Source organism: Selenomonas sp., from assembly GCF_052169755.1.
Classification (GTDB): Bacteria; Bacillota; Negativicutes; order Selenomonadales; family Selenomonadaceae; genus Selenomonas.
Genome location: NZ_JBQNBV010000069.1, coordinates 1 through 11,136 on the forward strand (window position 1 = coordinate 1; position 11,136 = coordinate 11,136).

General features: G+C 56.1%; 10 protein-coding genes. 9 read left to right on the top strand and 1 reads right to left on the bottom strand.

The window, feature by feature from the left end; translation table 11 throughout:
- The first annotated feature begins 274 nt into the window (after nucleotides 1–274).
- The 4 genes from ACTTKG_RS06250 to ACTTKG_RS06265 all read left to right on the top strand — a co-directional run bounded on the left by ACTTKG_RS06250 (nucleotide 275) and on the right by ACTTKG_RS06265 (nucleotide 5,024).
- The gene (locus tag ACTTKG_RS06250; protein WP_442673377.1) at nucleotides 275–1,981 is read left to right on the top strand and encodes a bifunctional diguanylate cyclase/phosphodiesterase; all 1,707 of its coding nucleotides are present in this window, start codon (nucleotides 275–277) and stop codon (nucleotides 1,979–1,981) included.
- The gene (gene queF, locus ACTTKG_RS06255) at nucleotides 1,978–2,475 is read left to right on the top strand and encodes a preQ(1) synthase (RefSeq protein ID WP_442673378.1); all 498 of its coding nucleotides are present in this window, start codon (nucleotides 1,978–1,980) and stop codon (nucleotides 2,473–2,475) included. Before ACTTKG_RS06250 ends, queF begins: the two co-directional genes overlap by 4 nt.
- Nucleotides 2,472–3,044, top strand: coding sequence for a cob(I)yrinic acid a,c-diamide adenosyltransferase (locus ACTTKG_RS06260; protein WP_442673379.1), 573 nt, complete (start codon nucleotides 2,472–2,474; stop codon nucleotides 3,042–3,044). Before queF ends, ACTTKG_RS06260 begins: the two co-directional genes overlap by 4 nt.
- Before the next feature lie 120 nt (nucleotides 3,045–3,164).
- A complete protein-coding gene (locus ACTTKG_RS06265; protein ID WP_442673386.1) occupies nucleotides 3,165–5,024 on the top strand; it encodes an ATP-binding protein in 1,860 nt (619 codons plus the stop codon).
- Nucleotides 5,025–5,093: 69 nt separating this feature from the next.
- Here the strand turns inward: ACTTKG_RS06265 and ACTTKG_RS06270 are convergent, their stop codons facing one another.
- On the bottom strand, nucleotides 5,094–5,429 hold the full coding sequence (locus ACTTKG_RS06270; RefSeq protein WP_442673380.1) for a hypothetical protein: 336 nt from the start codon (nucleotides 5,427–5,429) through the stop codon (nucleotides 5,094–5,096).
- Between the two features lie 185 nt (nucleotides 5,430–5,614).
- Between ACTTKG_RS06270 and ACTTKG_RS06275 the strand changes: the two genes are divergently transcribed.
- From ACTTKG_RS06275 to ACTTKG_RS06295, 5 genes are all read left to right on the top strand, one after another.
- A complete protein-coding gene (locus ACTTKG_RS06275; protein WP_442673381.1) occupies nucleotides 5,615–7,528 on the top strand; it encodes a sigma-54-dependent Fis family transcriptional regulator in 1,914 nt (637 codons plus the stop codon).
- 12 nt (nucleotides 7,529–7,540) lie between these two features.
- Nucleotides 7,541–8,191, top strand: a complete 651-nt coding sequence (trmB, locus tag ACTTKG_RS06280) for a tRNA (guanosine(46)-N7)-methyltransferase TrmB (protein ID WP_442673382.1) — start codon at nucleotides 7,541–7,543, stop codon at nucleotides 8,189–8,191.
- 11 nt (nucleotides 8,192–8,202) lie between these two features.
- Nucleotides 8,203–9,420 carry an FtsW/RodA/SpoVE family cell cycle protein gene (locus ACTTKG_RS06285; RefSeq protein WP_442673383.1) on the top strand — a complete coding sequence of 406 codons (1,218 nt, stop codon included), beginning with the start codon at nucleotides 8,203–8,205 and terminating at the stop codon, nucleotides 9,418–9,420.
- Nucleotides 9,421–9,520: 100 nt separating this feature from the next.
- The gene (locus ACTTKG_RS06290) at nucleotides 9,521–10,543 is read left to right on the top strand and encodes a glycosyltransferase family 2 protein (RefSeq protein WP_442673384.1); all 1,023 of its coding nucleotides are present in this window, start codon (nucleotides 9,521–9,523) and stop codon (nucleotides 10,541–10,543) included.
- On the top strand, nucleotides 10,512–11,136 hold a 625-nt coding region (locus tag ACTTKG_RS06295), incomplete at its 3' end, for a YitT family protein (RefSeq protein ID WP_442673385.1). The genes ACTTKG_RS06290 and ACTTKG_RS06295, both read left to right, overlap by 32 nt.

Genomic DNA, 11,136 nt, shown 5'->3' on the forward strand with positions numbered 1-11,136 from the left:
AGATTCGGCAGGAGACGCTTTTCACCCGGTTCCCTTGGCAGCATCATCAAAGATGCACGCTGTACATACGTCCTCACGCTATATAGAAGCCCAGCCAAGCGGGCTGCTTCCCTTGGGTTTGACTTAAAACGCCTTCGATGGTCTTTGTGCATCGGAGGCGTTTTGCGTTCTTTGGTTTTTATATCGGAAACATTTGTCAAGGCTTGCATTTAGGAAATTTGTCGTTTATCATATATTTATGAGAATATACCGTATCAGCGGAGGGGAGAGTGTCATGCGCCGAACGGATCGAGTGACTTTGAGTCCGCTCTTGAAGCGGCTGAAACTTTATTTTGATTTGTTGAAAAGGACGACGTCCGGCTATCTTTATGTCGTGGATATGGAAAACAAGATCGCGATGGTTTCGCCGAATATCGTGCGTGACTTCGGCATACCTGCCGAAACGATGGATTTTTTGGAGTTTCGCCAAGCATGGCGCAGCATCATGCACCCGACGGAATGTGCTCGCGTCACGGGAATTTTTGACGAGGTGCTTCAAGGGCGCATGAGGGAAGGCTGTATCGAGTTCCGCGCCAAGATGCGTAAGGGCAGCTACGAATGGGTCGAGTGCCGCTGCGCGGCGTCCTTTGCCTATGAGGGGAAGGGACTGCTCTATGCAGGCATCTTCCGGCTCATGGGGCAGCGCACTCATGCGGACGCCGTCACAGGACTCTTGAGCAAATACCAGCTTGAACAGAGGATGAAAGAGGCGCTTGATGAGGCGCGCGAGACGGGCAGGGGCGGCGCTCTGATGATCATCGGCATAGATAACTTCAAGATCATCAACGAGGTATACAACCGTTCCTTTGGCGATCAGGTTCTGCGCGAGGTCGCACATCGCATCCGCCGGATTCTTGCGACGGATTTTCGACTCTATAAACTCGACGGCGATGAGTTCGGCATTGTCTATCCGGGCGCTCGGAAAGCGGACGTTGAGGCTCTCTATAAGAGCATACAGACGGCGCTTTCAGAACCGCAGAAAATCAATGATCGCAAGTATTTCTGTACGGTGTCGGGCGGCGCCGTATTTTTCCCGCAGTTCGGCAAGGACTATCTCGTATTGCACAAGTATGCGGAAGCGGCGCTGTCCTTTGCCAAGCAGAGCGGCAAGAATAAGAACGTCTTGTTTTCCAAGGAGCTTTACAATCGGTGGCTGCGTTCACTGACGGCGCACGAGGACATAAGAAGGAGCGTGGAAGACGACTGTCGGGGCTTCAGTCTTTGTTTTCAGCCGCAGGTCCATGCGGTGGATCAGCGTATCATCGGCGCGGAGGCGCTCCTTCGCTGGCAGAACTCCAAGGGGCGTATGGTCGCACCGATGGAGTTCATCCCGCTTTTGGAGGAATCGCAGCTGATGATTCCCGTCGGCAAGTGGATCGCCGATACGGCGGTGCGTATATGCCGCGATTGGCAAAGGCGTGTTCCCGACTTTCGCATGAGCATAAACTTGTCGTATGTGCAGCTGCGCGATCCGTCCTTCAAGGATGCTGTCAAATCATGCGTCGAGCGCTATGGCGTCGCTCCTGAAAGCATCGTGCTTGAGCTTACGGAGCGGACGGTCATTGCAGATTGGAACTTCATCAATCGAGAGTTTTCTTCTCTGCGCGAATACGGGTTGAAAATTGCTATGGACGATTTTGGCACGGGCTGTTCGTCTTTGGAGATGTTTAAGAATCTTGCCTGTGATATCGTGAAAATCGACCGCGCTTTCGTCAAGGAGATTTTGTCGTCGGACTTTGACCGCCGCATCGTGGAGTATACGGTGGCGCTCTGTCACAGCGTGGGCATGAGCGTCTGCATCGAGGGCGTCGAAACATGGGATGAGTATGAACTTCTGTCGAAGAGCTGCAAGGTCGATTCCATTCAGGGATATCTCTTCGGCAGACCGGAGACGCAGGAAGGGTTTGAAGAAAAGTTTCTGCGCGGAAAGGAGCCGTCATGACACGCACGAGCGATGAGATGAAGGGCGTTACGCATCTCGGCGGAACGAATACGCCGTATGCGGCGGATTATGCGCCGCATCTTCTGGAAACTTTCGAAAACAAGCATCCTGACAAGGATTATTGGGTCAAGTTCAACTGTCCGGAGTTCACGAGTCTCTGTCCGATCACGGGGCAGCCCGATTTTGCGACGATTACGATCTCTTATGTGCCTGAGCGGCGTATGGTCGAGAGCAAATCCTTGAAGCTCTATCTCTTCAGCTTCCGCAATCACGGCGACTTTCATGAGGACGTCGTCAACATCATATTGAAAGACCTTGTGCGCCTCATGGAGCCGCGCTACATCGAGGTCTGGGGCAAGTTTCTGCCGCGCGGCGGCATCTCGATTGATCCGTATACGAATTACGGCAAACCGGGCACGAAGTATGAGAAGCTGGCTGAAAAGCGATTCGCTGAGCACGACTTATACGCCTTGGAGAAGGTGGACAACCGATGATTGAGGTCTATACGGGCGCGGGCAAGGGCAAGACGACGGCGGCGATTGGACTTGCCGTGCGCGCTCTGGGGGCGGGGCTTCGCGTCTACATCATGCAGTTTATGAAGAGCCTTGCCTACAGCGAGCAGAAGATTCTGCAGGGGTTTTCGCCGCAGCTGGCGCTTCATACGACGGGAAAACCGTTCTTTATCGCGAAGGAGGGTATGCTGCCGGACGAAGAGCGTGCGGCGTGGGGGGACGACGTCGTCGTGTTTCCTGCGGGAGAGCCGCCCGCCGACTATCTGCGGCTTATGCGCGAGGGCTTTTCCAAAGCGGCGGAAGCCGTGCGTTCGGGTGATTGGGATGTCGTTATCCTCGATGAGATCAACGTCGCGTTGTTTTTCGGTCTCGTTTCGCGCGGGGAAGTTGAGGCTTTGCTCGATGCTTTGCCGAGCGGATGCGAGATCGTCCTCACCGGCAGGAATGCACCCGACTGGCTTCTTTCTCGCGCCGATCTCATCACGGAGATGAAAGAGGTGCGTCATTATTACGCAAAGGGTGTGGCGGCGCGTCGGGGCATAGAAAATTGACCGCTGGACAAGGGCTGGAAAAGGGTGGTGAGAACCGCCCTCTTTTTTTGGACTTTCCTTGAAAAAACTGTTATACTGTAGAAAATGGATAGCAGAGAGGTGCTGAATGTGCAGGAAGAAATGATGGGAGCTCGCGGCGATTTCGTGGAGCAGATCGTGGCGGAGAGTGGATCTTTTTTACATACTGCCGTAGCTTTTGCAAACGGGCGGGGCGGGCGCATCATTTTTTATGGTGAAAGCGGCAGGGGATTTTCCGCAGATGCGGAGATCATCCCCTATATTGACGAGATCACGCGGCAGATTTTCGACAGCTGTGAGCCGCGCATCTTCCCTCGCGTCGGCGTAGAGCTGCAGGATGGGCGTCAGGTCGTTGTCGTCGAGATTTTTCCCGGCATGGAAAAGCCGTATTTCATCAAGGAAGCGGGCATGATGGACGGCGCTTATGTGCGCGTGGGCGGTGCGACGCGGCTTGCCGAGCCGTATCAGGTGCAGGAACTTCTGCTTTCAGGCACGAACAGCAGCGCCGATCAGTTGGCGGCGGAGAATGCTGTCGATGATGTAGAGATCGAGGAGTTCTGCCGCATGATGTACCGCGAGGCAGAAAAGCGGCGTGCCGACGCCGCTGACGTCGCGCGTTTGCAGAAGGAAGATCTTTTGGCGTGGAAGCTCCTGCGCGAAGAGGACGGCGTTTATCGGGCGACGAACGGCTGGCATTTACTCATGGGAACGGCGGAAGAACTTTTCCCCGAGGGATTCATCCAGTGCGCGGAGTATCTTGGCACGACGCGCCTTGATTTCGTCGGCGGTGAGGAGTTCGCCGGTTCTTTGACGGAGCAGGTGGACGGTGCGGCGGCTTATATGTATGGGAGACTTGCGGCGCGCGGCGCTGGAGCGCACGGTTTGGCGGAGCTTTCGGAGGAACTTTTGCGCCGTTTGATTGCGCGTGCTGTTTGCCAGCGAAACTATGCAGCGCCGGGGCGCATCTCCCTCGTACTTTATGAAGATCGGCTCGAGATCACGACGCCCGGATTGTTGGAAGAGGATATGACGATCTGGAAACTCAAGACGGGGTTTTCGAAGATACGCAACCGCGCCATTGCGGCGGCATTCCTCTACATGGGAATGATGACAGGGTTTCAGAGCATCTTGCCCGAGCTTTACCGCGCGGCGAAAGAAGCGCGTCTGCCGGAGCCTGCCGTCGTCACGCTCGGCGATTCCGTGCGCATCAATCTCTATTGCCGTGCAGAGGAAGCTGCGGCGCCGGAAGAAAGCGCAGAAGAGATAGAGAGCGTCGAGCCTGCGCGGGAGGAAGCTGCGGCGCCGGAAGAAGATCTTGTGCCGCAGCCTGTCGCCGCAGAGTGCGCGGAGCCTGTGCAGATGGATGAAGCCGCGATGCTAGGAGAAGATTCTGTGCCGGAAGCGGCGGCTGCGTCGGAGGAAGCGTCTGCTGCGGCGGCGGAAGCAGTCGAAGCAGTCGAAGCTACAGCGGCGGAAGCGCCGGACACGCCGGATGCAGAAGATGGTGCGCCGGCGTCTGCAAGAGAAGCCGAAGAAGAGACGGAGCCTTTGCACGAGGAAGCGCGGGAAGAAGAGCCGGAAGCGGCGGAAGGGATGGACGCGGCAACGGAGCTGGATCTTGAGCCTGCACCGGAATTGAAGCTTGAGATTGCGTCGCTGGCGGATCTCAAAGCGGACGCCGCAGTCGTTGAAGAAGAGGCTGCTGAGATGCAGGAAGAGAAGCCGAATGCAGCGCAGCAGGAACTTTCTTTCACGGCGGAGGACGTGCAGGATGATTCCTTGGATGAACGTCTGATTCAAGTGATTCGGGAAAATCCCAAGGTCACGCAGAAGGCATTGAAAGAAGCGCTCGGCATATCCATCGCTACGGTCAAGCGCATGACGACGGCTCTGCAAAAGGCCGGCGTTCTTGAGCGCACGGGAACGAACCGCAGCGGCGAGTGGCATGTTTTGAAGGATTGAATGAGATGAAAAGAGGAGAACCCACCACACCCAAGCGGGCATGGTGGGTTCTTTTGAGGAAAGCGCTTTTCAGGCGAAGTACTGGAAGTAGCAGATCGCCGCGAAGAGGGCGAAGGAAACGATGATGAAGAACATGCTGGCGCGTGTCATCCAGAGCTTTTCCTTCTCGTTAAAGTTCCCTTGCTTGTAGCCGTAGATCAAGAGAAGAGAGAGGAAGAGCGTGCCGTACATCGAGCGGTTCAGCCACGTCATCTCCTGCCAGCCGATGAATGCGATGAAGAGCGTGAGCGCGAGCATGATGAGGAGGAAGGTGTCCTTGCCTTTTTTTTCGGGGCGTTTTTCGGCGTCTTTGCCGACGGTCGGCGGCTTCAAGTGTTTGCGTATTTTCTTTAATTGCTTTGCCATGTCGAATCCCTGCTTTCTTTGCACAAGTTTGTCATAATATCTTTTCTATTATACTCACTCTATGAGAACTTGGCAATGTGCTTGTCGCTCTTAACATTTCGTAGTACAATGAAACGGTATAATATATAAGAGGAAGCAAATGGATTCATTCATGGAGTACATTTCGGTACGGGTGGGGGAAAGATATGATACGGGAGCAGCGGAGCAGGGAAAAGCTCAAGTCTTATTATCGAAAATTTCGGGATGAAGGAAAAATAGACGTCAATGTGCATCCTTGGGTTGCTGAAGCGTGGCGCGAGAGCGAACGGCTTGGTGTGCCGCAGGTGGGCACGGAACCGAAGCACGCGCTTTCGCCGGAAGATTTTCGTGTGCTGCAGAAAAAACATGCGCATGCCATCGACTGTCTTTCGCAGCTGACGGAAGGCGTGCAGGAGTTTTTTGCACGATACGGTTTGAGTCTCTTGCTGCTCGATGCGGATGCGATCGTTTTGAAAAGTTATTCGCTGCCCTTCATGCATTTGCCGCACGGCAAGGTCGAGGGATCGCGCCTTGGCGTCGAGGAGATCGGTGCATCGAGCATCAGCATAGCGAGGGAGAAGCGCACGCCGTTTTGGGTTTTCGGACCGGAGATCTGGCGTGAGGCAAGTCACGCGGGCGACGCCTGCACGGCTCCCGTTCTCGTCGGCGAGGAGCTGCATTATCTCGTGAATATTGTCGTCAACGATCCGGCGGCAGTGCCGCAGGATGCAGTCATCGCACAGCTTTTGCTCGTCTCTCGCTCGCTTGCCGCCGCCTTGTCCCGCGATCTTAGACTGCGGGCGCAGGAAGCGATCTTGGACACTGCGCCGTTTGCCGTATATCACATACTGCCGAGCGGAGAGGTCGTCTACGCGAACCGCTTGGGGCTTGAGCGTCTCGCTCGTATCGGTGCGCGAGATCAAGAGACGAGCCGACTTTCGAATCTCAACGATATTGTCCTGAATTATCGTCACACGCCGATCTATCAAGGATTCAGCGGCACGCCGTCGTACAACAAGGAAGTCACATGGATCACGGCGGCAAAGACGTATGAGGATATCACGACGGTCGTGCCGTTGGAAAGTCCGGCGACGCATGAAGTTTCCGGCGTGGTGACCATTTCTATGCCGATCGAGGACATCCGTATGCTCGTTGCGCATACAGCCGGCTATACGGCGAAGTACAGTCTCGCGACGATGGCGGGTACGGGGCAGGCGTTTTATGCGCTGCGCGACAAGGCGCTGCGCGTGGCGCACGGCAAGCATCATGTGCTGCTGCAGGGAGAGGGCGGCACGGGCAAGCAGCGTTTGGCGCATGGCATACATCAGGCGTCGTCGCGTGCGGCGGGACCGTTGATCTCGTTTCGCTGCGGTGACGTGCAGCCGGAGCTTATCGCTGAGGAACTTTTCGGCGTCGCCGTCTCGCCCGCTGTCAGTCGTCCCGGCAAGCTCGAACTCGCTTCGGGCGGCACGCTCTTTCTCGATGAAATCGAGAAGCTGCCGAAAAAAACGGCTGCAGCGCTGGCAGCAGCCCTGCGTGAGGGCAAGGCGCATCGTCTCGACGAGACGGTGGTGCGTCCGATTGACGTGCGCGTCATTGCCGACTGCGACAGCGATCTCAAGCGTTTGACGGAGCGCGGACTTTTTGATCGCGGTCTTTATGATCTTGTTTCACGCAGCGTCATCCGAATGCCGGCGCTGCGCAATCGGCGCGAGGACATACCTCTGCTTGCCGAGCAGATCATTCGCGAGATTGCCGAGCAGCACCGCATGGAGCCGAAGCAGCTTCTGCCCGAGACGCTGACACTTTTGGAGCAATACGATTGGCCCGATAATATCAAGCAGCTGCAGAGCGTTTTGGAGCAGGCGTTTTTCCATACCGCCGGCACGGTGATCGCTCCGGAGAACATCAATCTCATGGGCGATGTGAAGCCGGATGACAACTGGAAGAGTGATCGCGAGATATTCCTGCGTGCATGGAAGTCCGCCGGCGGCAATGTCAGTCGGCTTGCGAATCTCCTTGATGTCAGCCGCGTGACGCTCTATCGCTATTTGAAGAAGTTTCAGCTGGAAAAACCGTGAGGAGGAAGTTTTTTGCGACTGCGCAGAAAGCCGTGGGTGGATGAGGCCATTCACGCGTACGATGATTTTGTCTATCCTAAGGATCGTCCGGCGGGCGAGGCGGAGAGAGGCCGCTGGCAGGAGGTTTTCGGACGCGAGGCGCCGCTTTTCGTCGAGCTTGGCACGGGAAAGGGAGATTTTATCAGCGAGATGGCAGAGAGGAATCCGCAGGTGAACTTCATTGGCATCGAGAAGCAGCAGGACGTCCTCATTGCTGCCGCGCAGAAGGTGCGCGAAAAGGGACTGAAAAATGTGCGTCTGCTCGTCTTTGACATCGCGCAGCTTGAGAAGATCTTTGCTCCCGCAGAGATCACACGCTTCTTCGTGAATTTCTGCGATCCGTGGCCTAAGGCGCGGCACGCAAAGCGCCGTCTCACGCACCGCAGCTTCCTCATGCGCTACAAGGCGCTTCTTGTGCCCGGAGGCAGTCTCTTCTTCAAGACGGACAACCGTGCGCTCTTTGATTTTTCCTTGGAAGAGTTCCGTGAGATGGGGCTTTCCCTGCACGACGTCTGCTACGATCTGCACAGAGAGGCGCGTCCCGACAACGTGATGACGGAGTATGAAAGAAAGTTCAGCGGCAAAGGCGAGAAGATCAACCGCTGTGAGGTTACATTCGCCTGAAGGAGGGGCTTATGGAAAAACAGGAAGCGCAGGAGACAAAAGGCAGGAAGAGCTTCTGGGTCAGCGACATGGAGGCGGTTCTCGCCATCTTCATTGTGCTCCTCGTTTTTGGCAGCATCAATGTGTTCAGTTCGAGTTTTATTCTTGCGGAAACGAATTTCGGTTCGCCGTATTTCTTTTTGCAGCGTCAGCTTATCAATCTTGGAGCGGGCTTCTTCTGCTTCTTTCTCGGCTGCCGCGTGAACTACCATCGCTGGCGCGCGTGGATCGTGCCGGTCGTCGGCGTCACGATTCTTGCGCTGCTCGCCGTGCTTCTCGTGGGCGCGGAGGTCAACGGCTCAAAACGCTGGCTCGGTGCGGGAGGCTTTCAGATCCAGCCGGCAGAGATTGCAAAGCTCGTTTCTTTGATGCTCATTTCCGCCTATGCGGCGTATCGCGTGCGCAACGACAAGCCCATCGACATCCTTTTTCCCAACCCGCAGTATCTGCTGATTCTTTTCATGGGACTTTTGATTGAGCTGGAGCCGGACGGCGGCACAATGTTCATCGTTATCTTCGTGCCGTTCGTACTCATGTGCATTGCGGGGCTTGAAAAGACGAAGGTTCTGACGACTGTTGCCATCTTTGCGGCGGCGGGCGCGGCGCTTTCTGTCCTGCAGCCGTATCGTCTGGCGCGTCTCAAGGTCCTTATGGATCCGTGGGCGGATGCGCAGGGCATCGGCTATCAGACGGTGCAGTCGCTGTCTGCCATCGGCTCGGGGGGGCTCACGGGCATGGGACTCGGCATGGGCGTGAGCAAGTACAGCTATCTGCCCGAAGCGCATACGGATTTCGCCTTTGCTATTTTCAGCCAGGAAACGGGCTTTTTGGGCGTCATCCTCATGCTGGTGCTTTACTCGGCGTTTACTGTCTATGGCGCGCGTATCGCAAATGCTGCGGCTGATGCTTACGGACAGTTTTTGGCGACGGGCATCCTTCTCTTGATCAGCGGGCAGGCGGTCGTCAATCTCTTGATGGTCGGCGGTCTTTTGCCCGTCATTGGTGTGCCGCTGCCTTTCATCAGCTACGGCGGCACATCGCTGATGATCAGCATGGCGAGCGTCGGCATCTTGCTGAACATCGGTCAGCATGGCACGGGCGCGTCGAGCCGCAGCAAACTTCGCGAAGCCTTGGAGCGTGATGTGGCGAAGAAGAAAGCCGAGCGGCATCTGCGTCTCGTGAAGAAGTGAGGCGAACGAAGAGGTGTGATGGCAAGCATCTATGGAGAATGGGGAGCCGCGCACGCTGAAAGAAATGGAAAGCACGGATGAAAGAAAGAGGAGAGGGATTTTGCAGCTTATTTCCATCGTTGTTCCCGTCTTTAACGAGGAGGACAACTTAGAGCATTTTTATCAGGCGATTTGCGATGTCATGACTACGACGAAATATGACTTCGAGCTGATCTTCGTCGACGACGGCTCACGCGACAGGAGCCGCGAGATCCTGCGCCGCTTGGAAGAGCGCGATGTGCGCGTGCAGCCGATCTTTCTGTCACGCAACTTCGGGCATCAGATCGCTCTGACGTGCGGTCTTGACCATGCGGACGGCGCAGCGACGATCATGATGGACGGCGATATGCAGCACCCGCCCGCCTTGATTCCGACGCTTCTTGCCAAGTGGGAAGAGGGCTATGAAGTCGTTCAGACGATACGGGAGACGACGGAGGGCGTCGGCTGCTTGAAGAAAGCGACGTCGTATTGGTATTACAAGGCGCTCAACAGCATCTCGCGCGTGCATATCCAAGAAGGCGGCTCGGATTTTCGTCTTATGGATCGCAAGGTTGTGCTCGAATTTCGCCGCTATCGTGAACGGGCGCGTTTCATTCGCGGCATGATCGGCGCTATGGGCTATCGGCAGGTGCAGATTCGCTTCGTTGCGCCCAAGCGCTTTGCGGGGGTATCTAAGTTCTCTCCGCGAAAGATGCTGCGCTTTGCACTCGACGGCATCCTTGCTTTTTCGACGGTGCCCTTGCGTCTGGGGCTTTATGCGGGCTTTATTTGCGGTATCTTGAGCATACTCTTGCTCTTGCACGTGCTTTACATCAAGTTCATCGAGGGCAGCGCCGTGCCCGGCTGGGCGACGATCACGGCGTGCGTGCTGCTGTTTGGCGGTTTGCAGCTCGTCGCGCTCGGCATCCTTGGCGAGTACATCGGGCGTATTTTCGAAGAAGTCAAGCGCCGTCCGCTCTACCTCGTCGCGCGCGGCAAGCCGCGGGAAGCCGCACACGCGATGACAGAAAGCGGTGCGCCAAGAGAGACGGACATGGAGAAAGGGGAAGTGCATGATGCTGAAGAAACGGGAAGTCCTTCATGAAGTACGCCGCTACTTTGTGGTTCTTTTCGGCTGCGCTGTCTGCGGCGTGGGCATCAACCTCTTCATCCTGCCGGCGAACCTTCTGACGAGCGGTCTTGGCGGCATCGCCATTCTGCTGCATTACTTCGTGGGCTGGCCTGTCGGCGTGCAGCTTCTCGTCTACAATCTGCCGATTCTCTACCTTGCTCATCGCTTCGTGGGAAAGCGCTATGCTGTCGATACGATCTTGGGCACGGTACTGTTCTCCTTTGGCATCGACGTATGCAGTCCGCTTTCGGCGCTGCATCCCGTGCGGGACACGATGCTCAATGCGATCTTTGGCGGTGTCGTTTCCGGTATCGGCTATGGAGTCATTTTCCGCTTCGGTTCAAATACGGGCGGCGTTGATGTGTTTGGCGCCATCTTGAAGAAGTATTGGTCGATCGACGTCGGTACGGGCGTGTTTCTGCTCAACATGCTCATCATCGCTGCATCGGCGGCGCTTTTCGATCTTGAGACGGCGCTTTTTACGCTCGTCTGCATCTATGCGACGGCGGAGCTGACAAACCGCTGGGCGGCTGGCTTCAATCGCGAGAAGGCGATCTTCATCATCT